The following is a 25289-nucleotide window of genomic DNA, read 5'->3' on the forward strand; positions in this document are numbered from 1 at the left end:
TACCCCGACTGATTCAATCTTTTGACGTCCAGGACGTCTCTGCAGCCGGTGTTGCAAGAACCTCTCCAACTCCTCAGAACACCCGCGTCATGGGACGTCGATGCCAATGAGCCTGCGCACTCGGAACAGCAGCGGGACAAAAACACGAACCCCATCGGTAAACCCCAGTCACACCAGAAGAGCAATGGTTCCCCATCGATGACCTAGAAAGGAGAAACACCATGAAACGCTGGATGATGGCCGCACTGGCCAGTTGCTGCGCTGCAGGCCTGCAGGCCGCCGACAAAACGGTCGAACTCAACGCCGTGGACGCTAATGGCGTCGGCGCATCAGTCGGCAAGGTGGTGATCAGCCAGAGCCCGTATGGCGTGGTGTTCACCCCGCAGCTGCATGACCTGGAGCCTGGCGTACACGGCTTCCATGTACACAGCAAACCCAGCTGTGATCCGGCGCCCAAGGACGGCAAGCCGTCCGCTGCCGAGGCGGCCGGCGGCCACTGGGACCCGAAGAACACTGGCAAGCACGACCTACCCTGGGGTGACGGCCACCAAGGCGACCTGCCTGCGCTGCTGGTCACCGCCGATGGCAAAGCCAACCAGCCGGTTCTGGCTCCGCGCATCAAGAGCGTGGATGAGCTCAAGGAGCTTTCGCTGATGGTTCACGCTGGCGGTGACAATCACGCGGATCATCCCAAGCCGCTGGGCGGTGGCGGCGCTCGCGTCGCGTGCGGTGTAATCGAGTAAAACGCTGCATTGATGCGGCCTGATCCTCAGGCTGCATCACACTCAGGAATCGCGCCGCAAATCAGGCGGGATTGGTAGATCCTTGAGCGGTGCAGGTCGCTTGCCCTTGCCCGCCTGGTGCTGACGAATCTGGTAGACATAAGCCAGTACCTGAGCGACCGCGAGGTACAAGCCGGCGGGGATTTCCTGATCGAGCTCGGTGGTGTGGTAGATCGAGCGCGCCAACGCTGGGGACTCCAGCAACAGTACGTTGTGCTCGGCGGCGATCTCGCGAATCTTCAGTGCCGTGAAGTCACTGCCCTTGGCCAGCAGCATCGGTGCCTGCCCGGTAGCGGGGTCATATTTCAAGGCAACCGCAAAGTGCGTCGGGTTGGTAATCACCACGTCGGCCTGGGGCACGGCCTGCATCATGCGCCGCTGAGTCATTTCGTGCTGCAGCTGGCGAATCCGCTGTTTGACCTCAGGCTTACCTTCACTGTCCTTGTATTCGTCCCTGACCTCCTGCTTGGTCATCATCAGCTTCTGCTTGTTGTCCCAGAGCTGGAACGGCACGTCCACGGCGGCAATCAGGATCAAGCCAAGGGACATCCACAGCGCGCTCCAGCCGACGACCTGGGCTGAGTGCATGATGGCCGACTCGATCGGCTCGTTGGCGATGGCTAGCAGGTCGGCGCGATCCATCGAGAGCACCACCAATGCCACCACCAGGATCACGATGAACTTGGCGAGCGCCTTGACCAGCTCGATCAGCGACTTCATCGAAAACATCCGCTTGAGCCCAGCCAGCGGGTTCATGCGGCTGAACTTGGGCGCCATGGCCTTCGCTGAAAACAGCCAACCGCCCAAGGCGATGGGGCCGACTATGGACATCACCAGCAACACGATAAGCAGCGGCAACAGAGCCTCGAGCGCTACCTGCCCGGACGCAGCCAGCCACAAGGCCATGCTGCGCTCATCCATCAACACTTCGCGCGGCAGGGCGAAATTACCACGCATGATCTCCAGCATCGCGTTGCCAATCGAGCCGCCAGTGGCCAGTAGTCCACCCGTCCCAGCCAGCATGATGGCAACGGTATTCAGCTCTTTTGAGCGTGCAATCTGGCCTTTCTCGCGAGATTCCCGACGGCGTTTATCCGTGGGTTCCTCGCTTTTATCGGCACCGCTTTCTGATTCGGCCATCAGGCAGCCCTCACCAGCTCACGCAGCATGATCAGCGCCTCGCTGGCGATCACCTGGTAGTGCGAAAGAATATCGGCCAGTGAAATCCACACGATCACCATGCCCAGCACCAGGGTGAGTGGAAAGCCGATGGAAAAGATGTTCAGCTGCGGCGCCGCACGGGTCATCACGCCAAAGGCGATGTTGATCACCAGTAATGCGGTGACCGCCGGCAGTACCAGAATCAGCGCGGCGCCCATTACCCAGCTGAGTTTGGTGGCCAGCTCCCAGTAATGCTCGACCTGCAGCCCGGAACCCGGCGGCATGGTCACGAAACTCTCGGCGAGCACCTCGAACACCACTAGGTGTCCATTCATGGCCAGAAACAGCAAGGTCACCAGCATGGTGAAGTACTGACCAATCACCGGCACAGAAATGCCGTTTGCCGGGTCGACCATGGAGGCGAAACCCAGGCCCATCTGCATCGCCAGAACCTGCCCGGCGACCACGAAGATGTGAAAGAACAACTGCAGCATGAAGCCGAGCATCACCCCGATGAGGATTTCCTGGGCGATCAGCATGAACGACTGAAGGCTGATCGAATCCACCAGCGGCATTGACGGCAGAGTCGGCACCAGCACCACGCTGATCGCCAGCGAGAGATAGAGCCGCACTCGGGTGGGTACCAGCTGCGTGCCGAAGATCGGCATCACCATCAACAGGGCGGCGATGCGAAACAGCGGCAGCAAGAAGCTGCTGACCCAGCTGCCAATCTGCGCATCGCTCAGCTCGAACATCGGTTCAGCCGATCAGTTGCGGAATGTTCATGATCAGGTTCTGCGTGTACTCCATCAGCTGCTGCACCATCCACGGCCCAGCGACGATCAGAGTCAGCAGCATCACCAGCAGGCGTGGCAGAAAGCTCAGAGTCTGTTCGTTGATCTGCGTGGCCGCCTGGAACATCGCCACCAGCAAGCCCACAAGCAGGCTGGGCATGACCAGCAGGCCGACCATCAGACAGATCAGCCACAGCCCTTCACGGAAAAGGTCGACAGCAACTTCAGGAGTCATATGAGCCTCGCTATAACGTGCCGAAACTGCTGGCCAGAGTGCCCATGATCAACGCCCATCCATCGATCAGCACAAACAGCATGATCTTGAATGGCAGCGAAATGATCAGCGGCGACAGCATCATCATGCCCATGGCCATGAGGATACTGGCCACCACCATGTCGATGATCAGGAACGGGATGAAGATCATGAAGCCGATCTGAAATGCGGTCTTGAGCTCGGAGGTCACGAACGCCGGCACCAGAATGGTCAAAGGGGCGGCTTCTGGCGTGGTGATATCGGTACGCTTGGACAACCGCACGAACAGCTCCAGATCGCTTTCACGAGTCTGCGCCAGCATGAAGTTCTTGATCGGCACTTCTGCCCGCTCGATTGCCTGCTGCGCCGGCAACTGCTGATTCAGATAGGGCTGCAGCGCCTCGCGGTTAATCTGGTCGAATACCGGCGCCATGATGAACATGGTCAGAAACAGTGCCAGGCCGATGAGAATCTGGTTGGACGGCGTCTGCTGCAGGCCCATGGCCTGACGCAGGATCGAGAATACGATGATGATCCGCGTAAAACTGGTCATCAGCATGACGAACGCTGGGATAAAGCTCAGCGCGGTCATGATCAGTAGAATCTGCAGGCTGACCGAATACTCCTGCTGCCCCTCGGCATCGGTGCTCAGGGTAATCGCCGGAATGGACAACGGGTTACTGCCCTGCTGGATCAGCGAGCTGGCCGTCGGCGGCTCCTGGGCAAAGGCTAGCGAGGCGCCGAGCGTAAACACCAGCACCAGCAGAAGTCGCAGCATCAGGACTTGTCCTTCTGATCCTTGCCCAGCAGCTCCATGAGGCGCTGGGAAAACTCGGTGGAAGCCGGCTCGCCGTCAGGCAAGTGAACCGGCTCGCTCATCACGTGTAACGAGTTGATTCGCCCAGGCGTAAGCCCTAGCAGCACCTGCTCGTTACCCACCTGCACCAGCACCAACCGGTCACGCGGGCTCAAGGCCTGGGTGGCGACGATCTTGATCACCTTGCCGTTGTTGGGCCCCAGACGCTGCACGCGGCGCGCCATCCAGGCCAGCAGGAAAATCAGGCCGATCACCAACAGCAGGCCGATTACCAACTGCGCCAGCTGCCCTGCAATTCCACCGCTGGCGGCAGGTGCATGGGAGACGGATTCGGCGGCGAGCGCGGTGAACGGCAGCGCCAGGAGCGCGAGCAGGATTCTGTTCATGATTTCAACGCAGCTTCTTTATACGTTCGCTGGGGCTGATCACGTCGGTCAGGCGAATGCCGAATTTTTCGTTGACCACCACCACTTCGCCGTGAGCAATCAGGGTGCCGTTGACCAGCACATCGAGCGGCTCGCCAGCCAGACGATCGAGCTCGATCACCGAGCCCTGATTGAGCTGCAGCAAGTTGCGAATGGTTATATCGGCATTGCCCACTTCCATGGAAATGGATACGGGAATATCTAGAATCACATCGAGGTTCGGGCCGTCCAGACTGACCGGATTATTGGCCTTGGGCATGCTGCCGAACTCTTCCATGGGCGCACGTGGCGCCGATGGCTGGCTGGCCGCGCTGGCGGCCAACATCGCATCGATGTCGTCCTGGCCGTCCGCATCGCCGGACTCGGACAGCGCTGCCGCCCATTCGTCAGCGAGCGCCTGTTCCTCGGGGCTGGTTTGTTCGTTCTCGTCTGCCATCGTTCAACCTCGGCTGGCGTTTATCGGCTTGGCTGCGCACGCGGCGCAGCGAAAATGTAGGGCTAGCGGTGACGATCGACCGGATCGAGCACCTGCAGCGACAGGTTGCCCTTGTGCGAACCGAGCTTGACCTTGAAAGACGGCACGCCATTGGCGCGCAGGATCATGTGCTCGGGCAGCTCGACGGGAATCACGTCGCCAGGTTGCATATGCAGGATGTCGCGGACTTTGAGCTGGCGTCGTGCAACGGTCGCGCTCAGCGGTACGCTGACGTCGAGAATGTCTTCGCGCAGAGCCTTGACCCAGCGCTCGTCCTGATCGTCGACGTCGGACTGAAAGCCGGCATCGAGCATCTCGCGAATGGGTTCAATCATCGAATAAGGCATGGTGACGTGCAGGTCACCGCCGCCGCCATCGAGCTCGATGTGAAAGGTCGATACCACGATGACTTCGCTGGGGCTGACGATGTTGGCCAGCGCCGGGTTGACCTCGGAGCCTACGTACTCGAAGTTGATGTCCATCACCGCCGCCCAGGCTTCGCGCAGGTCGACGAACGCCTGATCGAGCACCATGCGCACAACCCGCAGTTCAGTCGGAGTGAACTCACGCCCTTCGATCTTTGCGTGGCGACCATCACCACCGAAGAAGTTGTCGACCAGCTTGAACACCAGCTTCGCATCGAGAATGAACAGCCCGGTGCCACGCAGCGGTTTCATCTTCACCAGATTGAGGCTGGTCGGCACGTACAGCGAGTGCACGTATTCGCCGAATTTCATTACCTGCACGCCGCCAACCGCCACATCGGCAGAACGACGCAGCAGGTTGAACATGCTGATGCGCGTATAACGCGCGAAACGCTCGTTGATCATCTCCAGCGTCGGCATGCGCCCACGCACGATGCGGTCCTGGCTGGTCAGGTCGTATTGCTTGACGCTCCCAGGCTCGACGAACTCCTCGGTTTCCACCAGGCCATCATCGACGCCGTGCAGCAGCGCATCGATTTCGTCCTGGGACAGCAGGTCTTGTACAGCCATTAGCGGACTCCTGCCCTATTGCAACACGAGGTTGGTGAATAGCACCTGCTCGACAACCACCTTGCCCGTCTCCTTCTCGGCCAGTTGCTGCACGCTGGCGGTAGCCTGCTGACGCAACATTTCCTTGCCGACCGGAGTGATCAAAGTGGCGAAATCTTGACCGGAAAACAGCATGACCAGGTTGTTGCGCAACACTGGCATATGCACCTTCAGCGCATCCAGGCCGGCCTGATCACGGGTCATCAGCGCAACGCTGACCTGCATGTAACGCGCCCTGCCGTTCTGGGTGAAATTGACCACGAAAGCAGGCGTCAGCTCTTCGTAGATCGCGGGCTGTTTGATCGGCGCAGCATTCTCCGCTTGCTCGTGTTCTGCATCAGGCTTGGCGCTGTCTTTGCTGAGAAAGAACCAGGTGCCGCCCACCGAAAGCCCAACGGCCAACAAAAGTGCCAGAACTATCGCGATTATGAGCTTGAGTTTGCCAGGCGGCTTGCTGCCAGCTTCAGCGGCAGCAGCGGGCGGCGCGTTCTTCTTAGCCATGCCAAAAATCCGTCACGTAGCGGAGATTCCTCCGCTTTCAATAGGTTAAGAGCAAGTGTTATGCCAGCTCGCAAGCATGGCTGCAATCGCCAAGCGCGCCATGGTACGCGAAAGCGTGATGCCTGACCCGCTTGCGGCCGTGCCATAAAACGAAATCACCCCGCTCGACACATCGGGCGGGGTGATTCGAAGTCTAGAGCAGCACTCGGTAAACGGGATTGCGCCATCGTTTATCAGAGGTTTTTTGCGAGAGAAGCGTCAGGCGTAATAATCGACCATACCGCGACCAGCGCCTTGGGCTGGATCACGAATCTCGACACTGCCGATAACCCGCTCTTCGCTCTCACCGGCTGAGCTGCCCTCGTCTGCCATACGCCCACCACGCCCCCGTCCATCGCCCTCCTGGCCCTGCCAGGCACGGCCCTGGGACTGATCGGAAACGTTCACGTCCGCCAGGTTCATGCCTTGCTGGGTGAACATCTCACGCAGGCGATGCACCTGACCTTCCAGTGCTTCACGTACGCTCGGGTGGGCGCTGGCGAAGGTGATCTGGGTTTGATCCTGATTCAGACTGATGCGCACATCCAGACGCCCGAGCTCAGCGGGGTCGAGCTGAATTTCCGCAGACTTGAGGTTCTGGCTGGACATCCACATCACTTTGTCCACGACGCCTTCACTGAAGCCAGCCTGTTGCATGGCCAATGGCTGGCCAGGCACCACCGGAACCCGAGCCACCTGCGAAGCCTGCTGACCAATCGCCTGACTCAACGCGCTAAGCTTGCTGACAAACTGTTCCGGAGCGGTGTCGGCAGAACTTTCCTTGAGCGCCTCGAGGGCCTCGGTACTAAGCTCGAAAGACGGTAAAGCTGTCGTGTCACCAGCCTCACCCTCCTGCACAGTCGTTTTCATGCCCATGGCCGTCATGGCGCTGGCAAAGGCCTGACCGCTGCTGGCCGATGAGGATGCTGCAGCGCCACCTGGAGTGGTAGTAGCCTGAGCAGCAGCCTTCTCCTGAGCACCGACTTCAAGCGCCAGCTGCACTGCCGGCTGCTGATTGAGCGCATCGATTTCCGGATCGAAGCTGGCCTCGGTCATGCTTGCAGGGCCTGAGCCGATCAGGCTCGTAGATACCACGGCAGCCGTAGCTTGCTCTGGAGTAACCTCCGGCTCGACGGCTACAGGCTCGACTTCTGGCTGAAACAGCCCCAGCAGCACCAATGGATCGACAGCATCCTCTGCGAGCGAAGGATCTTCAGGCAAATCCTTGCCGCTATCGGCAACTGCAGGCTCTGCCGCGGTGGCTGTTGCCGGATCGCTGGCACTCGCTTGCGGATCGGCTTTGCTGTCGCGGGCGCTCTTGGCGGCAGCATCCTGACGGTCTGCGGCCTTGGCCTGGCGCTCTTTGGCGTATACCTGCGAGAAGCTGGAGGCCTCCTGCTTACGCGGTTGCGACGTGTTCTGCGAGGTATTGGCCGGCGCAGCCTTGGGCTTGGCGGTAGCCGCAGGGGTCAGCAACAGATCAGGGGCAACGGGCATGAATGCTCTCCGCTTGAATAATGACGTTTGCCTAACCAAAGCAAGGGTCGGGCCAACCTTCAGGCAAAACAGCTAACTGGCGGGAAAGCGCTGACGCTCTGACTTCAACAGAATGCGCAGGATGGCGAACTCACGCTCGATGCGCGCCACCAGCAACGCCGACTCGGCAAGATCGCCGCGACGGGCCAACTCCTCCAGATCCCGACAGGAGTCTGCCAGCACCTTGGCACCCATGTTGCTGCAGCTGCCTTTGAAACTGTGTGCAGCACGGCGCATGGCTTGAGCGTCCTGCTCCTGCCCGGCGATCAACAGCAGGCGCAAGCGCTCCTCGGAGTCGGTGACGAAGGTATCCAGCAGCACGGGATACTCGTTTTCCATGATCTCCTGCAGGGAGTTCAGCACATCACGATCTAGATGATTATCGGACACCCTTGGCTCCAGGACTGCCGCGAAGAACGGTTCACCGTTTCCAAGCGTACCGCGAAAGCCGCGAATTATGCCTGTGCGACCCAGGAAAACTCCACACTGACCCGACGCCCGTCCGCGGACCACTCACTGCGCTCGCTCAGTTCCCGGATCAGGCCCATGCCACGCCCACTGAAACCACCCGCCTTGCGCTGGTGCGTCATCACTGCCGCAGAATCGAACCCTGCACCACTGTCTTCGACGGTCAGTATCAGCCGCCCACCGCCCTCTTCCTGGCGAACATCGAAGGCGACACTGACGCAACCATCTTGTAGCGCATCGAGGCGTTCAGCGCGCAATCGGTAGTACTCGCCGAAGCCGGCAGCATCGCACTTGAGCGAAGAATCCAGCGCCAGCACGCCATGCTCAAGCGCATTGGTGTAAAGCTCGCAAAGCACGCTATAGAGATTGCCGCCATTACCGCGTAACCCAGGTACTTCAAGCAGGAGCTGGAGCAGGTGCGGTAGTGGATAAAAATCGCGCAGCGTGGAGCCGCGAAAATCGTAGCGGGCCGACCAGTGTTCGGGCCCAGCGCGCAGCTCGCCGGGCGACAGCGGCGGGCGAATGACAGCGTCGTCCTCGACCATGGTCACCTCGACCAGGCTGACGTCGTCACGTGCCTCACCGTGAAAGTTCTGCAGCGCCTGCTGAATGTCGGCAAAAAGGGTCGAAGGATCGCGACTGACATCCAGAACCTCGAGCAGGCGCTTCTCGCCAAACAGCTCATCGTGCTCGTTCTGTGCCTCGAGTACGCCGTCAGACAACAGGAATACCCGATCCCCCAGCTCCAGTGAGTAAGACTCATAGTCATCGCGGAAGCTGTCCGGATCGAGCACACCGAGTGGCAGGTGGCGCGAAACCAGTGGCACCCGCTCGCCGCTGCCATGGCGCAATACATAACCAGCCGGCAAGCCGCCGCCCCAGAACTCAACGACTCGGCGTCGAAAACTGATATTCAAAAGCGTTGCGCAACAGAAAACACCGCGAGGCAGGATGCGCCGCAGCTTGGCATTACCTTCGTGGAGAATCTCCACGAGAGAATGGCCTTTGCCCGTCATGCGGTAGAAAACTTCGGCCAGCGGCATCGCACCGATAGCCGCCGGCAAGCCGTGACCGGTGAAATCACCGAGCAGTACGTGCATGTCCCCACTGGGATGAAAGGCAGCGAGCAAGAGATCGCCATTGAACAACGCGTAGGGTGATTGCAGGTAACGAATGTTGCCGGCGCCTAGGCAGCCGGAATGGGCCACCTTGTCGAAAACCGCCTTGGCAACTAGCTGTTCGTTTTGCAGGTGTTCGTTGTGCCGGGCAATCTGGTCGCGCTGGCGCAGCACTTCCTGATGCAGGCTGCGCATCCGGTCCATCGCCTTGATCTTGGCTTCGAGGATTACTCGGCTGTAGGGCTTGGCGAGAAAGTCATCGCCACCCGCCTCCAGACAGCTGACCAAGGCTTCTTCTTCGCTGAGCGAAGTTAGGAAGATGATTGGCACCATGGCTTCACCCGCCATGGCCTTGATCCGCCTGGCCGCCTCGAAACCGTCCATCACCGGCATCAGTGCATCCATCAACACCAGTTGCGGCCGCTGCGACTCGAACAGCGCGACCGCTTCCAGACCATTGGCCGCTGCCAACACGCGATGGCCCTGACGACCGACGATGGTCGACAGCAGCATGCGGTCAGTAGCGCTGTCCTCGGCAATCAGGATGGTGAGGGATGAGGCGTTCATCGCGCCTCAGTCGATCTGAAAAAGCTGTTCGAAATTGGAAATGGAAAGAATCTTACGAACGTCGGCATTACAGTTGAGCAGACGAATCTGCGCACGATCACCGCCGGCATGGTCGCGCAACAGCAGCAACATACCGAGCGCTGAGCTATCTAGGTAAGTCGTGCCCTTGAGATCAACCGCATAACGCTTGGGGCGGATATCAACGCGCTCGTAGGCTCGTCGAAACTCCTGATGGGCGCCGAAATCGAAGCGCCCCTGGATGGTGATGGTCAACTCTTGCCCGTCTTCCGAGGGCACCGAGGTGATGGGCATGAAACACTCCTTGATATCCGGGATACCCGCAGCCCGCCTTGGCGGGTCAGCATGGTCGAACCTGCTCGCTAGAGCAGCTGTTACCTTGTTGACCTACGTGGTGGCGCGGTGTCTCACCTGTTTTTCCTTGCCCTGCCCAGTGCGCTCTCCAGCGATCTGAATTCCGGCCTATGAAGATTTAGCATTAGCCCGCGTCAGCGGCAACCATCATTCGTGGGAATCTCGTCGCGGCAGCCGCTGAGACAGCTCATCAAGCAGCTTTTGTTCACGTTTATCCTCGGCGATTCGCGCTTCATCGATATAACGCTGCACCAGTTTGCGCAGCCCCTCCAGGCGCGCATAACGCTGCTGCCAGACCTCGCGCACCTTGTCCAAATTGTTGCGGTGCCAGTTCACGGCTTGCTGCTGCTGGGCGATGGCCACATCAAGCTGAGACAAAAAGCGCTGGTAGTTCATCAGCCATTGGCCGGACACGCCGTGCTGGCCTTCGCTGATCCATTGCTGCTGATAACCCTGCAGGTACTTTTCCAGATCCGCCAATTTGCTTTGCGCCTGCCCCAACATGCCCTGCGCACGCCCGAGCTGCACAGCGGCTTCGCGTTCGGCCTTTTCGGCCATATCGACGACCGGCGCCAGGCGCGCGGCACGGCTGGCAGCCATGAATTAAGGCGCCACTGCGGGGTTCAATACCGCGCCCAGCAGCTCACGGCTGCTCTCCAGGCTTTCGCTTTCACCGAGGGCCTGGCGCAGATAGCGCACCATCACCGGCTGGCGAGCGATGGCCAGGTCGGTATCGGCATCGCCGCCCGGCACGTAGGCGCCAACGCTGATCAGGTCGCGACTTTGCTGGTAGCGCGACCACAGCTGCTTGAAACGCTGGGCGTTGCGCATGTGTTCCGGGCTGACTACCTGCGGCATGACCCGGCTGATCGACGCTTCGATATCGATGGCGGGATAGTGACCTTCTTCAGCCAGGCGCCGCGACAGCACGAAGTGACCGTCGAGCACACCACGAGCGGCGTCGGCAATCGGATCCTGCTGATCATCACCCTCGGACAGTACAGTGTAGAAGGCTGTGATCGACCCACCGCCCTCCTCGGCATTACCGGCGCGCTCGACAAGCCGGGGCAGCTTGGCGAATACCGATGGCGGATAGCCTTTGGTGGCAGGCGGCTCGCCGATGGCCAGGGCGATCTCCCGCTGCGCCTGGGCAAAACGGGTCAGCGAATCCATCAAAAGCAGGACGTTTTTACCCTTGTCGCGAAAATATTCGGCGATGCGCGTGCAATACATGGCAGCGCGCAGGCGCATCAGCGGCGCGTCGTCTGCTGGCGACGCCACTACAACCGAACGCTTGATGCCCTCAGCACCGAGAATTTCGTCGATAAATTCCTTCACCTCACGACCACGTTCGCCGATCAGGCCGACCACGATGATCTCGGCCTCGGTGAAGCGCGTCATCATGCCGAGCAATACTGACTTACCCACGCCGGTACCGGCGAACAGGCCGAGGCGTTGACCGCGACCGACGGTGAGCAGGCCATTGATGCTGCGAATGCCGACGTCCAACGGCTGGCTGATCGGGTGGCGTTTGAGCGGGTTGATGGTCGGGCCATCCATTGGTACCCAGTCTTCGGCTTTCATGCCGCCCTTGCCATCCAGCGCCCGGCCAGCGCCATCGAGCACTCGGCCAAGCATCGACATCCCCATGGGCAGGCGACCGGTGTCGGGCAGCGGCACTACGCGCGCGCCCGGAGCGATGCCGGCAAGGCTGCCAACAGGCATCAGGTAGATTTTGCCGGAAGAAAAACCCATCACCTCGGCCTCGACCTGCACCGGGTGATAGCTGTCGTCATTGATCACCAGGCAGCGACTGCCCAGCGCGGCCCGCAAGCCTTCGGCTTCGAGCGTGAGGCCGACCATGCGCAGCAGACGCCCTTCGACGATGGGCTGGGTCGGCAGCTTTACCGCATCGCCGTACCCTTCCATGCGGCGGGAGAAGCTGATGCGCTCAAGGCGCATTGGAGTCATCCAGGTCGATCACCATATCCGCCGCACGCGGCGTGGTGGCGTGCTCACGCTGTTGCTCGAACAGCTGCTTGAGCGCCTGGCTCAGCCTGGTTTCGACACTGGCGTCGATACGGCTGTGTTCGCTCTCCACCCGACAGCCACCAGGTAGCAGCGAGTCATCTTCGAGAATCCGCCAGTTTTCTTCATGCCGGTCGCGCAGCGATTTGACCAGCTCGAAGTCCTGCGGATTGAGGTGGATACGGATATTTTCCGCGCCCATGGGCAGCAGCTTGAGTGCCTCGCGCAGCACCTGGCGGATCTGACTGGAGTCGCCGCTGAGCTCGCGCTGAATCACTTCACGGGTGATCTGGCCAACTAGCGTGACAAGGGCGACTTCGAGCTGCTGATCCTGCTCGGCAATCGGCTCGAACAGATGGCGCATAACCTGCTCAAGCGCCTCCACCCGACTAGCCAAGGCGGTATCTGCTTCCTGCTTGGCCTTGAGCTGACCGGCACGGAAGCCGTCCTTCTCGCCGGTGGCGAAACCTTCGTTGTAAGCATCCTGGCGGATGGCTTCGAGCTCATCGAGCGTCAAGGGTTTGACATCTTCGAATGCCACATCCTCGCTTTCCTGCGCAGGTGGCGGAGGCGCTTCGGCGGCGACGGGCTCTACCGCTGGGGCTTCCTCCTGCGACTCGTCGTGCTCATCGAAGCTGGGCAGCGACCAGCGATCGACACGGCGCACGTCCTTGGCGCGAATCAGCTCGCTCATTGGTTCCTTGCCGGCCATGGTTTAAACCATCTCCTCGCCGCCTTTGCCGCCCAGAACGATGTCGCCGGCCTCGGCCATGCGCCGGGCGATAGTAAGGATTTCCTTCTGCGCCGTTTCAACATCGCTGACCCGTACCGGCCCTTTGGCTTCCAGATCATCACGCAGCAGCTCTGCAGCACGTTTGGACATGTTCTTGAAAACCTTCTCCTTGATCGCCTCGTCCGCGCCCTTGAGCGCCAGCACCAGCACATCTGACGACACCTCGCGCAGCAGCGCCTGGATGCCACGGTCGTCGACATCGGCCAGGTTGTCGAACACGAACATCAGGTCTTCGATCTGCGACGACAGGTCTTCGTCGATCTCGCGAATCGAGTCCATCAGTGGCCCTTCGACCGAGCTGTCGAGGTAGTTCATGATATCCGCAGCACGCTTGACGCCGCCCATGGTGGCGCGTGTGGTGTTGGAGCTGCCGGAGAACTGTTTCTCGAGGATAAGGTTGAGTTCCTTGAGCGCTGCAGGCTGCACGGTATTCAACGAGGATACCCGCAGCACGATGTCCAGGCGCACCTTGTGGTCGAAATGCCCGAGCACTTCGCCGGCCTGATCAGGATCCAGATAGGCGACCACGATGGCCTGAATCTGCGGGTGCTCGTAGCGGATCACGTCCGCAACCGCGCGCGGCTCCATCCACTTCAGGCTATCCAGGCCGCTGGTGCTGCCGCCGAGCAGAATACGGTCAATCAGGTTGCCGGCTTTGTCCTCGCCCAGAGCCTGGGTGAGCATCTTGCGAATGTAGCCGTCAGCGCCGACGCCGAGGCTGGTTTGATCGCCGACGGTTTCGACGAACTCGCCCATAACCTGCTCGACCTGCTCGCGGTGGATGTTGCGCATGGCAGCCATGGCCACGCCCACGCGCTGGACCTCCTTGGGGCCCAGATGGCGGAGCACCTGGGCGGCGTCGGTTTCACCGAGCGAGAGCAGAAGAATCGCGGCCTTCTCGACCTTGCTCATCTTGGCGGCGGTGCGATTCTCACTCATCGGCGTTGATCCAATCTTTGACTACCTGGGCGACACGGCCCGGATCTTCCGCGACCAGACTTTTGATCGCATTGAGTTGTGCATCATACCCTTCGCTCGGGCTCGGCAACATAATGCTCTGCGGCCCGCCGAGGCTTACCCGATCAGAGGACAAGCCATCAAGGCCGCCCATCTCGCCAAGATCCACATCACCATCGCGGCCGCCACCAGCCAGAGCGAGATCCTTGCCTTTGCCACCGCCGGTGATGTTGTTGAGCACCGGACGGAGCACGAACCACACCAGCAGGAAGATCAGTAGCGCCGGGAACAGCGATTTGAGACCGCCCATGGCCATCAGGAACAGCTCGCTCTGATACCACGGCACCTCGATCACTTCAGCAGCCTCACTGCTGAACGGGGTATTGATCACGCTGACGCTGTCACCACGGCTGGCATCGAAACCGACCGAGTCCTGCACCAGGCGAGTGAAGCGTGCCAGGTCATCGCTGGTCCACGGCACGCGAGTCGCTTCACCGGTGGCCGGATCGACACGCATCTGGTCATCCACGACAACCGCGACAGAAAGCCGGCGCAGGCGCCCCTGCTGCTGTTTGGTATAGCTCACCGAGCGGTCGAGCTCGAAGTTACGGGTCGACTGGTCACGCTTGTCAGCCGGGTACGGTGCGAGCATCGGCTGGCCGGTGGCCGGATCCATGATCTGCTGACCGTTGGCATCGACCAGCGGCTGACCAGGCGCAATCGGGCCACCAGGCGCGGCTGCACCACCCGTCTGCTGCGGCGCGGTTGCCGGACCAGGCGGTTGATTGCTCAGCGCACCCGGGACGCCCTGCGGGCCGCTGCCACTGCTGCGTTGCTCGTTGACCTGCTGCTCACTGCGCAGTGCCGGCTGGTCCGGGTTGAAGGTTTCCGAGGTCGACTCGACGGCGCTGAAATCAACGTCTGCCGAGACCTCAGCCTTGTAGCGGCCCATGCCGAGCACCGGCTGCAGAATGTTGTGCACGCGCTGGGTGAACAGGCTTTCCATGCGGCGGCTGTAATCGAACTGCTTGCCAGCCATGCTCAGCTCGGACATTTCCTGCTGATCGGACAGCAGATTGCCCTTCTGGTCAACGACAGTAACTTGACCCTTGTCCATTTCCGGCACGCTGCTGGCGACCAGATTGACGATGGCCATCACCTGGCTTGGCTCCAGGTTGCGGCCCGAGTACAGCTCGACCAGTACCGATGCGCTGGGCTTGCGTTCATCACGCACAAACACTGAGCTTTTCGGGATGGCCAGATGCACGCGAGCGGCCTTGACGTTGTTCAGGCTCGATACGGTGCGCGCCAACTCGCCTTCCAGGCCACGACGATAGCGGGTGGCCTCCATGAACTGACTGGTACCGAGGCCCTGCTCCTTGTCGAGAATCTCGAAACCCACACTGGTATCGGTAGGCGCAACGCCAGCTGACGCCAGGAGAATGCGCGCACGCGCCATGTCTTGGGACTTGATCAGCAGCGCGCCGGAGTTCGGCTCCATGGTGTAGTCGATATTGGCGGTGGTCAGGGTTTCCATAACGCCGCGGGCGTCCATCCCGTCGAGGCTGCCGTATAGCGGCTTGTATTCCGGCTGCTGCGACCACAACACCACGGCAAAACCGATCGCCACGCTGGCTGCTAGCCCGACCAAAAGGCCGGCCTGGCGCAGCACTGGCATATCGGACAGGTTTTCCAGGAAGGTCAGCCCGAACAGCGGCTTCTTCGGCGCGCTGCTGGCAGCGGTGGCGGGTACGTTTACGGCGAGTGCGTCGGCCATGATCGAAATCTACCCCTTAAACCGGCATCTGCATGATGTCTTGGTACGCCTGAACCAGCTTGTTGCGCACTTGAGTCATGGCCTGGAAGGAAACACTGGATTTTTGCGATGCGATCATCACGTCGGTCAGGTCGACCCCGCTCTGGCCCATTTCAAAGGCCGTAGCGAGCTGGCTGGCAGCCTGCTGGGTGTCGCTGACCTTGTTCACCGCTTGCCCGAGCATGTCCGAGAAGCTCGGCGCACCGGCTTCCTGGGCTTCGGCCACAGCCGGTTTACGCACCATGGCCTCAGCCTGCATGGAGCGCATTTCCAGCATTAGACGATTGAACGCGACGCCCTGACTCATAACCCTTCCTCCACTGACCGCGGTTTTTTGACGCCGCGTGTGCTTTGTAAGGGTGATTGCAACAAGGGTGCCAACTACCGGAAGCGTCAGAACAACTGTCCGAGTCGACGCAGCATTATGATGGTAAGCAGAAAGCGAGCCAGGAAATGGCTGATGAGTTTCTTACATACAGGCTAAATGCCAGTCATAAAAAAGCCGCGCTCTGGGAGGAGACACGGCAAGAAAGAGCCTGGCTTTACTGGTTGACAGTCAGCTTGCTGCGGTTGCGCTCCAGCAAGGCTTCGCCAATACCTTTGACTTCGAGCAGCTCATCAACCGAGGCAAACTCGCCGTGCGTATCGCGGTAGGCGACGATGGCTTGCGCCTTCACCGCGCCCACACCACTGAGCTCACGCTGAAGGGTTTCGGCGTCGGCGGTATTGAGGTTGATGGGGTTGAGTTCGGCAACTTGCTGAGCGACCGGTTCGGTGGCGGGCGTCTTCGTCGTCTCGTTAGCGGTGGCCAACAGCGACATGCCAGCAATGGTGGCGAACAGCAGGGCTTGCAGGGTAGTTTTCAGCATGATCGAACGTCCTGTAGTGATTCATCTCGAGGTGAGCGACGCGGGCACTCCTTACGCCGCATGTTGAAAACTAGTCCGCGTGCCTGAGCTGTCAAAGGTTGGCTTTGTAACCACTTTTTCCGTGGCTATCTCGCAGCTATCTAAAGCACTTGCTCGCCGCTAAGATGCGCGTCTCCATTTCCACGCGTGTTCGATCATGCCCGCCACCGCCCGCTTTCCTCTGCTTCCTTATATCTGTGCCTGCATCATCGGTTTTCTCGCGCTGGGCAGCCTTTGGCAAACCATCGGCAAGCCGGTCGTACTGGCTGACGCGGCAACGCCGACGCACAAGCTGCAATGCGCGTCCTACACGCCATTCGGCAAGGATCAATCGCCGTTCGACCTGCCTCTGCAAATTCACCCCGAGCAGATGGACACCGACCTGGCATTGCTCGCCGAGCGCTTCCAGTGCATCCGCACCTACTCTGTCACCGGGCTGGAAAAGCTGCCAGAGCTGGCACGCAAACACGGCCTGAAGCTGATCACTGGCGCCTGGGTCAGCCGCAACCCACATGACACGGCCATTGAAATCCAGGGCCTGATCAAACTGGCCAAGGAAAACCCGGACGTCGTCGAAGCCGTGATCGTCGGCAACGAGGCACTGCTGCGCAAGGAAGTCACCGGCGGCCAACTGGTCGAGCTGATCAACCAGGTCAAAGCCGAAATCACCCAGCCGGTGACGTACGCCGATGTCTGGGAGTTCTGGCTCAAGCACCCCGAAGTGGCCCCAGCGGTGGACTTCATCACCATCCACCTGCTGCCTTATTGGGAAGACAACCCTGCCGGCATCGACGCGGCCCTGCATGAAGTAACCGAAGTACGCGAGCTGTTCGGCAAGCAGTTCGCGCCAAAGGACATCATGATCGGCGAGACCGGCTGGCCCAGCGAAGGCCGTCAGCGCGAGACCGCCGTGCCCAGCCGCGTCAACCAGGCGACCTTCATCCGAGGCTTTGTCGCCCTGGCCGAGCAGCATGGCTGGCGCTACAACCTGATCGAGGCCTTCGACCAACCTTGGAAGCGCGTCAGTGAAGGTGCTGTCGGCGGCTTCTGGGGGCTATACGACGCGGACCGCCAAGACAAATCGATTCTCGCCGGGCCGGTTTCCAACCTGCCGCACTGGCCGCTATGGCTTGCGATCAGCGCTGGTGTTCTAGCCTTCGGCCTGCTGGTTGGCGGGCGTCCGAGTTCGACACGCAACGCCGTTTTGCTGCCACTGCTGGCTGCACTGGGCGCTGGCTGTATCGGCCTGTGGGCTGAGTTGGCCTGGGTTACCAGCCGCTACGTCGGTGAATGGTTATGGGCTAGCGCCCTGCTCGCTCTCAACCTGCTGGTACTGGCCCACGCCGCGTTGGCGTTGTCCACGGCGCAAGGCTGGCGTGCTGGGGTTTTCAGCTGGCTGGAGCGTCGTGCAGGCTGGTGGTTGGCGGCGGCGGGCTTCGCCGGTGCGGTGATGATGCTGGCAATGGTCACCGACGCGCGCTATCGCAGCTTCCCGAGCGCCGCACTGCTGCTACCGGCGCTGGTTTACCTGATACGCCCGGTCACGGCGCCACGTCGAGAAATTGCCCTGCTGGCAGTATTGATCGCCGCAGGCATCGTGCCGCAGCTCTATGAAGAGACGCTGGATAACCTGCAAGCCATCGGCTGGGCGATCACCAGCGCCTTGTTGGCAGCTGCCCTGTGGCGCAGCCTGCAGCGCTCCAGACAGCACTGAGCAGACCTGCCTGACGCTGCGTCATCACGCAGCGTCAGGCTCGATCAGCGAAGTGCCAGGGCGGGTTTGCGGACCAGACGAAGCAAAGACAATACGACTGCAAACACCGCCAGGCTGGCTGTATACAGCGCCAATGCCGGCAGGGCGAGTAGCAGGCCAGGCACCGCCAGGCGCCAGCCCCAGACACCCGGCAATACGAATGACAGCAGCGCACAACCCAGCGCAGCCCAGGCGATGATGCGCAGGTGGATCATCCAACCCAGTGTCGCGCGCACCTGGCATGCCAGGTTGGTTGGGTCTTCGACACAGCGGCCGACCCACTGATCACCCTCCATAAGCAGATAGCGCAACGCGTAACTGGCGATCACGCAGAGAAGCGCGGCGATTACCAACGCAACGATAGACAGACGACGAGGCATGCTGCACTCCAGAGGGCTTGAAAACGGCGCCCAGCATAATCTCCCAGCAGACGGATGCAAGCGGCAAATCAGCGATGGTCGAATACGCCGCGAAGTCCCGTCTACTCGGCCGTTGGCGGCAAATCCACCATCTGGTATACCCCTTCGGCAACCTGGCAAAATTTCCCATGGCACTTTGATACAACGGTGGTTGTCCTAGTCATCGCGGCTGACGCCGAAAGCACGGGCTCGTGGGCCCCACCTCTGAAAAGAATGTTCTCTTCCAAAGGGATCTTGTATGTCTTTCACCTCACGTCTTGCAGCCTTGCTCGGCACCCTGCTGTTCAGCGCGTCCCTATGGGCCGCTGACATCGACCCGCAGACCTACGGCTACCCGCTGACCAATCCGTTCGAAGCGACCATCGCAACCACGCCGCCGGAGTTGCGCCCGAAGCTGCCGGAAGATGCGGACATAAAGCAGGCCGACTACCAGGTGCGCCTGCGCCCGGAGCGTGAATTCCAGCTGCCCGACAACTTCTGGGCAGTGACCAAGATGAGCTACCGGTTGGCCGAGCAGGATGGTCCTGCCCCGCTGATTTTCATCATCGCCGGTACCGGCGCGCCCTACTCGAGCAGCACGCCCGAATACCTGAAGAAGCTTTTCTATGGGGCCGGCTACCACGTTGTGCAGCTGTCATCGCCGACCAGCTACGACTTCATGACGTCCGCCTCGCGCTTTGCCACGCCGGGCATCAGCCGTGACGATGCCGAAGACATGTACCGCGCCATGCAAGCCGTACGCGCCCAGCATCCGCGCCTGCAGGTCACCGACTATTACCTGACCGGTTACAGTCTCGGCGCCCTGCATGCGGCGTTCGTCAGCCAACTGGACGAAACTCGCCGCAGCTTCAACTTCAAGCGCGTACTGATGCTCAATCCGCCGGTCAATCTGTACACCTCGATAACCAATCTGGATCGCCTGGTCCAGACCGAGGTGAAAGGCATCAGCAACCGCACCACCTTCTATGAGCTGGTGCTGGCCAAACTGACCCGCTACTTCCAGCAGAAGGGTTACGTCGATATCAACGACGCCCTGCTCTACGACTTCCAGCAGTCCAAGGAGCACCTCACCAACGAGCAGCTGGCCATGTTGATCGGCACCTCGTTCCGCTTCTCGGCTGCCGATATCGCCTTCACCTCGGATCTGATCAACCGCCGCGGCCTGATCACGCCCGTTGACTACCCGATTGGCGAGGGCACCAGCCTCACACCGTTCTTCCGCCGCGCGCTGCAGTGCGATTTCGACTGCTACATGGCCGAGCAGCTGATCCCGATGTGGCGCGCCCGTTATGACGGCGGCAGCATGACCCAGCTGATCAACGAGGTCAGCCTTTACGGCATCGAGGATTACCTGAAGAACAGCCCGAAAATCTCCGTGATGCACAACGCCGATGACGTGATTCTGGGCCCAGGTGACCTTGGCTTCCTGCGTCGCACCATGGGCGACCGCCTGACCGTGTACCCGTACGGCGGCCACTGCGGCAACCTCAATTACCGCGTCAACAGCAACGACATGTTGGAGTTCTTCCGTGGCTAAGTCCTTCCCTACTCTCGCGCTGTTCGCTGCCATGCTGAGCTGTGGCACTGTTTCCGCTCAAACCACCGTCGAGGACGACGGCTTCAAGCAGCCGCTCAAGGAGCTCAAGTTCAACCCGGGCCTAAACCAGCGTGAATTCGAACGCTCGACGCTTTCGGCTCTGGAAATCCAGGATCCGCTGGAGTCATGGAACCGGCGCGTCTACCACTTCAACTATCGCTTCGATCAATGGGTGTTCTTGCCAGTTGTCGACGGTTATCGCTACGTCACGCCAGGCTTCGTGCAAAAGGGCGTGACCAACTTTTTCAGCAACCTTGGCGACGTCCCTAACCTGGTCAACAGCGCCTTGCAGCTAAAGGGCGAGCGCGCCCTGAGCACCACTGCGCGCCTGCTGTTCAACACCACGCTGGGTGTGGTCGGCCTGTGGGATCCAGCCACACTGATGGGGCTGCCCAAACACAGTGAGGATTTCGGCCAGACCCTGGGCTTCTATGGCACCCCTGCCGGCCCCTACCTGATGTTACCGATCCTCGGCCCCTCCAACCTGCGAGATACCACGGGCCTGGTAGTGGATTATGGGGTCTCTCAGGAGATCAACTACCTCAACGTCGCCGAAATCACCAAGAGCCACCCCGAAATCATCGTGATCAGGGGCATCGATCAGCGTGCGACTACCAGCTTCCGCTACGGCCAGCTCAATTCGCCGTTCGAATACGAGAAGCTGCGCTTCTTCTACACCGAGTCGCGCAAATTGCAGATTGCCGAGTGATGCAGTAGGCGGCGCCAAAAGGCGCCGCCTACCAGATCGATTTTCTCGATCATTGACGTGATCTTTTCCCACCCATCTCCCGAACCAGCTCGCCTACCATAGGCTCATTGCTTTTCAGGAGACATCGCATGAACCAGCTACGTCGCGTACTTGCCGTTCAACCTGGCCAACCGGCCTCTGACGGCGCTGGTGTGCGCCTGAATCGTGTTATTGGTGGTGCCGGCATCGAGCGCTTCGATCCGTTTCTGATGCTCGACGAGTTCAGCACCGACAACGCCGATGACTACATCGCCGGGTTCCCCCCCCATCCACACCGCGGCTTCGAAACTATCACCTACATGCTTGAAGGCCGTATGCGTCATGAGGACCACATGGGCAATGTAGGCTTGCTGCAAGGCGGCGACGTGCAATGGATGACCGCCGCACGCGGGATCATTCACAGCGAGATGCCCGAGCAAGAACAAGGCGCCATGCGCGGCTTCCAGCTGTGGCTCAACCTGCCCGCAGACAGCAAAATGGCCGACCCGGACTATCGCGACATTCCCAGCACGCAGATTCCGCGCCTGCACACAGCTGAGGGTGTCGAGGCGGTGGTGATCGCCGGCACCTTCGTAGAAGCCGAGTTTCGCCAGGCCGGCGCGGTTCAGCGCCCACGCACCGAGCCGCATATCTACGACCTGCGCCTGCCTGCTGGCAGCGCGGTACGCCCCGAACTACCCGCTGGCCACCGCGCTGTGCTGTATGTGTACCAGGGCGAAATCCAGGCACAGCAGAGTCATGAGGTCAAAGCAGGTCGACTGGTCAGGCTCGATGATGACGGTGAGTTGCTCTTGAGCAGTGAAGGCGGCGCTTGCATTCTGCTGATTGCCGGCAAGCCGTTGAACGAGCCGATCGTGCAGTACGGGCCGTTCGTGATGAACAGCCGGGAAGAAATCGAACAGGCGCTGCGCGACTTCCGTGATGGCACCTTTGGCTGAACAGAGATACACGCAGGTGCATCCGCTTAACGCAGGTGGTTACGCCTGAAGGTCTCCTCCCCCATCGCCGCGATCTGCCCCTCGATCAAAGCATCGAACGGTTTGAGCAGCTCCCCGTAATCATTAGGGGCCTCAAGAACGTTCAATGCCGCAACTATCGCCTCCAGCGTCGACAACGATCCCTCCATCGGTGCTTTGCGCAATCGATAGCGTGAAGGCGGCACATCTCGCAGAGTCACACGCGGCAACGCTGCCAAGAGTGGATTCAGATGCAAGAGCTTGCGGGCCTTGCGCCACGTCCCATCTGGCACGACCAGGCGCATCGGGCGGCTCTCCTCTTCGCTGCTGGCCAAGGTCAGCGGCTGCGCCTCATCACCGGGAAACAGCAAACGCACACGATAGCCCGGCTCTGCCAACCAGGCCGGCAAATCGTCGAATACTTCGCCCACCCACAAGTTGGCATTGCGCAAACCCAGCACAGCGAGATTGGCTGTATTGAGCGCATGGTCGACTTCATCGGGGTGCTGCAGCACGAGCACTTCGGTGCAGCTCGACAGATCAGGGATCAGCGCGCACAGGCAGTGGCTTGCCGGGCGCTTGCAGCAGGAACAGCGGGGGCGTGACATGGGCGGGTCTCCTCGGCCGCGCAGTGTGCCATAGCACACCCGCGCAGCCGAGAAGCGGTGTACGTATGGCTAGCGGTTGAAGCGCTCGGCCAGGCTGTGCAGGTAATCGGCCATGGTTTCCAGCTCTTTGCCGATGGCAGCGCCCTGGTGGGCCTGCTCGGCGCCCTGCTCGGACAACTGGGCGATACGGGTGATCTGCCGGCTGATGTCGTCAGCCACCTGTCCCTGCTCTTCGGAAGCTGCCGCGATCTGCTGACTCATGCCGCTGATGCGACTCACCGATTCGCTGATGCCGTCCAGCGCGATCCGCACTGCTTCCACACTCTGCACGCTTTCCCGGGAGATCTCTTCACCGCGCCCGGCCGTGGCGACGGCCCGCTCGGCCCCGGCACGCAGCGAGGCGATGATCTGGTGAATCTGCTGGGTCGATTCGCGGGTGCGCGAGGCCAGCGAACGCACTTCGTCGGCCACCACGGCGAAGCCCCGCCCCTGCTCGCCGGCACGGGCTGCTTCGATAGCGGCGTTGAGTGCCAGCAAGTTGGTCTGCTCGGCAATCGAGGTAATCACGTCGGCCACGCTGCCGATCGATTGGGTGGAGTTGGCCAGATCGTTCACTGCCTGGCCGATATCCACGACTGCCTGGGCCATATGATGCATGGACTCCAGGCTGCCACCGGCGAGCTGCCGCCCTTCTTTTGCGAGCCGATCCGCCTCCTCGGCGGCATGGCTGGTGCTTTGCACGTTCTGGCTGACCTCCTGAATGGTCGCCGCCATCTGATTGATCGCGGTTGCCGACTGATCGGTCTCGCTGCGCTGCTGGTCGAGCATTTCAGCGCCCGAGCGCGAATAGCCGGCAGCCTGGGCCGCCTGCTTCTTGACGTTGACGCCGGCGTCTTCAAGGCGCGTCAGAGCCGTCTGCAACCGCGCTTCTTCGCTGATCATGGCCATGTCGAGTAGCGCCTGGGCGCCACGGTTGTCACTATAAGTGAGCGCGACCAGGCTGCTGGTAAAAGCCTTGGGATGCTCATCAAGGGTGCGCCGAATCAGCGCGCGTTTGCTGTACAGCTGATAGGAGGCCAGCGCCGTCATTACCACGATCACCAGCAGCGCCAGCCATACCCCGGAGAGTGCCGTCTGAGCCGCCAGGATAATCAACGCCGCGATGATTAGCGGCCAGGAGCGGATCAGGTCATAAGTCAGGTGTTCGATCGCCGGCACCGGCGACTTGCCATTACGCAAACGGGCGTACAACTTCTCCGCACGGCGCTTCTGATCTTCGGTGGGCAAAGAACGGACCGACTCGTAGCCTGCGACCTTGCCATTCTCATAAACCGGCGTGACATAGGCGCTAACCCAATAGAAATCGCCATTCTTGGAGCGATTCTTGACGATGCCCATCCAGGGTTTGCCCTGCTTGATGGTGTCCCACATATGGCCAAATACAGCTGGCGGCATATCGGGATGACGTACCAGATTGTGCGGCTCACCTATTAGCTCTTCACGCGTAAAGCCGCTGATAGCCACGAAGGCATCGTTGCAATAGGTGATTTTGCTGTTCAGGTCGGTAGTGGAGATCAACCGCTCATGGCCAGGAAAAGTCCTTTCCCTTTGAGTCACCGGAAGATTCTGACGCATGGCTGTAATCCTTTAATACGTGAAGGGTACGTCCTTTCCATTCCACTATGTCTAGCACAGCAAAACTACAGTGCCAGCATGGGTAGGCGGTTGATATCTCAATTATCAAAAACAGGAAAAGGCATATGGCATCCGTGCTAGCCGGCTCCTTGCCATTACTTTCCCTGCTTACCCGAACGGGCTTTTCATAATGTCGGCAAGCAGGTCGATGACTTGAGAGCATCGAGAAGGCTGCATCACTACCGCTTTTGCAAACAGAGCCCCGAACCTGCAGTTGCGGCGGTCACTCGAGGCCAGGCCGCGCGCGTAGTAAAGCCCCTGATAAATCGCGGGCTTATTGGCAATCAACAGGCGGGGAAATCGATCAGATATCTACCGCAACAACAGCAGAGCGATAGCTGGCGAGAAGAATTGGGTAATTGAAATACAACGTCCGACAAGGAAGGATTCGAACGAGACGGCGGAGAAGGTGCACAAGCAAGTTGTACGTGCACGCAGGAGCAGAGCTGATTAGACAGCAATGAGAAAGCAGCTTCGCCGCTTTAAAAGCCCAAGAGCGCCAGGGCGGCGCTCTTGATCAGCTGACTGGAACGATCAGCGACGTCGGCGGCGTTGCTCTTCGGCCAAGCGACGCTGCTCTTCGCTACGGATCGGAATTGGCTGCATGCGCGGAGCAAACAGAGCGGTGAACTGGGCAGTGACTTTTTCGAACCAGGCTTTCATAAGGAT

Annotated in this window: 28 protein-coding genes; 5 read left to right on the forward strand and 23 right to left on the reverse strand. The window is 60.4% G+C overall.

Going from position 1 to position 25289, the window contains the following annotated elements:
- Positions 1 to 221 precede the first annotated feature (221 nt).
- Positions 222 to 743, forward strand: a complete 522-nt coding sequence (sodC, locus tag BUC40_RS20140; protein WP_073268161.1) for a superoxide dismutase family protein — start codon at positions 222 to 224, stop codon at positions 741 to 743.
- A gap of 42 nt (positions 744 to 785) precedes the next feature.
- On the opposite strand, the gene flhB is transcribed toward sodC, so the two are convergent.
- From flhB to BUC40_RS20235, 19 genes are all read right to left on the reverse strand, one after another.
- A complete protein-coding gene (flhB, locus tag BUC40_RS20145) occupies positions 786 to 1922 on the reverse strand; it encodes a flagellar biosynthesis protein FlhB (protein ID WP_073268163.1) in 1137 nt (378 codons plus the stop codon).
- Positions 1922 to 2698, reverse strand: a complete 777-nt coding sequence (fliR, locus tag BUC40_RS20150; protein WP_073268164.1) for a flagellar biosynthetic protein FliR — start codon at positions 2696 to 2698, stop codon at positions 1922 to 1924. Before fliR ends, flhB begins: the two co-directional genes overlap by 1 nt.
- A gap of 4 nt (positions 2699 to 2702) precedes the next feature.
- Positions 2703 to 2972 carry a flagellar biosynthesis protein FliQ gene (fliQ, locus tag BUC40_RS20155; protein WP_073268165.1) on the reverse strand — a complete coding sequence of 90 codons (270 nt, stop codon included), beginning with the start codon at positions 2970 to 2972 and terminating at the stop codon, positions 2703 to 2705.
- Between the two features lie 10 nt (positions 2973 to 2982).
- On the reverse strand, positions 2983 to 3768 hold the full coding sequence (gene fliP / locus BUC40_RS20160; protein WP_073268167.1) for a flagellar type III secretion system pore protein FliP: 786 nt from the start codon (positions 3766 to 3768) through the stop codon (positions 2983 to 2985).
- On the reverse strand, positions 3768 to 4193 hold the full coding sequence (gene fliO, locus BUC40_RS20165; RefSeq protein WP_073268169.1) for a flagellar biosynthetic protein FliO: 426 nt from the start codon (positions 4191 to 4193) through the stop codon (positions 3768 to 3770). Before fliO ends, fliP begins: the two co-directional genes overlap by 1 nt.
- Positions 4194 to 4197: 4 nt before the next feature.
- On the reverse strand, positions 4198 to 4668 hold the full coding sequence (gene fliN, locus BUC40_RS20170; protein ID WP_073268171.1) for a flagellar motor switch protein FliN: 471 nt from the start codon (positions 4666 to 4668) through the stop codon (positions 4198 to 4200).
- A 62-nt stretch (positions 4669 to 4730) separates the two neighbouring features.
- Positions 4731 to 5702, reverse strand: a complete 972-nt coding sequence (gene fliM / locus BUC40_RS20175; RefSeq protein ID WP_073268173.1) for a flagellar motor switch protein FliM — start codon at positions 5700 to 5702, stop codon at positions 4731 to 4733.
- Between the two features lie 15 nt (positions 5703 to 5717).
- Positions 5718 to 6242, reverse strand: a complete 525-nt coding sequence (gene fliL / locus BUC40_RS20180) for a flagellar basal body-associated protein FliL (RefSeq protein ID WP_073268175.1) — start codon at positions 6240 to 6242, stop codon at positions 5718 to 5720.
- 258 nt (positions 6243 to 6500) lie between these two features.
- On the reverse strand, positions 6501 to 7778 hold the full coding sequence (locus BUC40_RS20185; protein WP_073268177.1) for a flagellar hook-length control protein FliK: 1278 nt from the start codon (positions 7776 to 7778) through the stop codon (positions 6501 to 6503).
- Between the two features lie 72 nt (positions 7779 to 7850).
- Complete coding sequence (locus BUC40_RS20190; RefSeq protein WP_073268179.1) at positions 7851 to 8207, reverse strand: Hpt domain-containing protein; 357 nt, start codon at positions 8205 to 8207, stop codon at positions 7851 to 7853.
- Between the two features lie 65 nt (positions 8208 to 8272).
- The gene (locus tag BUC40_RS20195; protein WP_073268181.1) at positions 8273 to 9970 is read right to left on the reverse strand and encodes an ATP-binding SpoIIE family protein phosphatase; all 1698 of its coding nucleotides are present in this window, start codon (positions 9968 to 9970) and stop codon (positions 8273 to 8275) included.
- 6 nt (positions 9971 to 9976) lie between these two features.
- Entirely contained in the window at positions 9977 to 10282 is a 306-nt protein-coding gene (locus BUC40_RS20200) for an STAS domain-containing protein (RefSeq protein ID WP_073268183.1), read from the reverse strand.
- Positions 10283 to 10489: 207 nt separating this feature from the next.
- On the reverse strand, positions 10490 to 10942 hold the full coding sequence (fliJ, locus tag BUC40_RS20205; RefSeq protein WP_073268185.1) for a flagellar export protein FliJ: 453 nt from the start codon (positions 10940 to 10942) through the stop codon (positions 10490 to 10492).
- A gap of 3 nt (positions 10943 to 10945) precedes the next feature.
- Entirely contained in the window at positions 10946 to 12304 is a 1359-nt protein-coding gene (gene fliI / locus BUC40_RS20210; protein ID WP_073268187.1) for a flagellar protein export ATPase FliI, read from the reverse strand.
- Positions 12294 to 13082, reverse strand: coding sequence for a flagellar assembly protein FliH (gene fliH, locus BUC40_RS20215; protein WP_073268189.1), 789 nt, complete (start codon positions 13080 to 13082; stop codon positions 12294 to 12296). Before fliH ends, fliI begins: the two co-directional genes overlap by 11 nt.
- A gap of 3 nt (positions 13083 to 13085) precedes the next feature.
- On the reverse strand, positions 13086 to 14102 hold the full coding sequence (fliG, locus tag BUC40_RS20220; protein ID WP_073268191.1) for a flagellar motor switch protein FliG: 1017 nt from the start codon (positions 14100 to 14102) through the stop codon (positions 13086 to 13088).
- On the reverse strand, positions 14095 to 15897 hold the full coding sequence (gene fliF / locus BUC40_RS20225; RefSeq protein WP_073268193.1) for a flagellar basal-body MS-ring/collar protein FliF: 1803 nt from the start codon (positions 15895 to 15897) through the stop codon (positions 14095 to 14097). The genes fliG and fliF overlap by 8 nt, the downstream gene beginning before the upstream one ends.
- Before the next feature lie 16 nt (positions 15898 to 15913).
- Positions 15914 to 16243 carry a flagellar hook-basal body complex protein FliE gene (fliE, locus tag BUC40_RS20230; RefSeq protein ID WP_073268195.1) on the reverse strand — a complete coding sequence of 110 codons (330 nt, stop codon included), beginning with the start codon at positions 16241 to 16243 and terminating at the stop codon, positions 15914 to 15916.
- 235 nt (positions 16244 to 16478) lie between these two features.
- Complete coding sequence (locus BUC40_RS20235) at positions 16479 to 16805, reverse strand: ComEA family DNA-binding protein (RefSeq protein ID WP_073268197.1); 327 nt, start codon at positions 16803 to 16805, stop codon at positions 16479 to 16481.
- Positions 16806 to 17001: 196 nt separating this feature from the next.
- On the opposite strand from BUC40_RS20235, the gene BUC40_RS20240 reads away from it, so the two are divergent.
- A complete protein-coding gene (locus BUC40_RS20240) occupies positions 17002 to 18558 on the forward strand; it encodes a glycoside hydrolase family 17 protein (protein WP_073268199.1) in 1557 nt (518 codons plus the stop codon).
- Between the two features lie 44 nt (positions 18559 to 18602).
- Here the strand turns inward: BUC40_RS20240 and BUC40_RS20245 are convergent, their stop codons facing one another.
- Complete coding sequence (locus BUC40_RS20245; protein ID WP_073268201.1) at positions 18603 to 18977, reverse strand: hypothetical protein; 375 nt, start codon at positions 18975 to 18977, stop codon at positions 18603 to 18605.
- Between the two features lie 277 nt (positions 18978 to 19254).
- Between BUC40_RS20245 and BUC40_RS20250 the strand changes: the two genes are divergently transcribed.
- The 3 genes from BUC40_RS20250 (at position 19255) to BUC40_RS20260 (ending at position 22299) form a co-directional block, all read left to right on the forward strand.
- A complete protein-coding gene (locus BUC40_RS20250) occupies positions 19255 to 20553 on the forward strand; it encodes a serine/threonine protein kinase (RefSeq protein ID WP_073268203.1) in 1299 nt (432 codons plus the stop codon).
- Between the two features lie 31 nt (positions 20554 to 20584).
- A complete protein-coding gene (locus BUC40_RS20255; protein ID WP_139272216.1) occupies positions 20585 to 21322 on the forward strand; it encodes an MlaA family lipoprotein in 738 nt (245 codons plus the stop codon).
- Between the two features lie 128 nt (positions 21323 to 21450).
- Positions 21451 to 22299 (forward strand): pirin family protein, encoded by an 849-nt coding sequence (locus BUC40_RS20260; protein WP_073268207.1) that lies wholly within the window; start codon positions 21451 to 21453, stop codon positions 22297 to 22299.
- Between the two features lie 26 nt (positions 22300 to 22325).
- On the opposite strand, the gene BUC40_RS20265 is transcribed toward BUC40_RS20260, so the two are convergent.
- From BUC40_RS20265 to BUC40_RS23260, 3 genes are all read right to left on the reverse strand, one after another.
- Positions 22326 to 22925: a tRNA-uridine aminocarboxypropyltransferase gene (locus BUC40_RS20265; RefSeq protein WP_073268209.1), complete on the reverse strand. Its 600-nt coding sequence runs from the start codon at positions 22923 to 22925 to the stop codon at positions 22326 to 22328.
- A 69-nt stretch (positions 22926 to 22994) separates the two neighbouring features.
- Positions 22995 to 24560 carry a methyl-accepting chemotaxis protein gene (locus BUC40_RS20270; RefSeq protein WP_073268211.1) on the reverse strand — a complete coding sequence of 522 codons (1566 nt, stop codon included), beginning with the start codon at positions 24558 to 24560 and terminating at the stop codon, positions 22995 to 22997.
- 594 nt (positions 24561 to 25154) lie between these two features.
- Positions 25155 to 25283, reverse strand: coding sequence for a PA1414 family protein (locus BUC40_RS23260; protein ID WP_279627155.1), 129 nt, complete (start codon positions 25281 to 25283; stop codon positions 25155 to 25157).
- Positions 25284 to 25289: the final 6 nt, after the last annotated feature.

This window comes from Phytopseudomonas punonensis (assembly GCF_900142655.1).
Classification (GTDB): Bacteria; Pseudomonadota; Gammaproteobacteria; order Pseudomonadales; family Pseudomonadaceae; genus Aquipseudomonas; species Aquipseudomonas punonensis.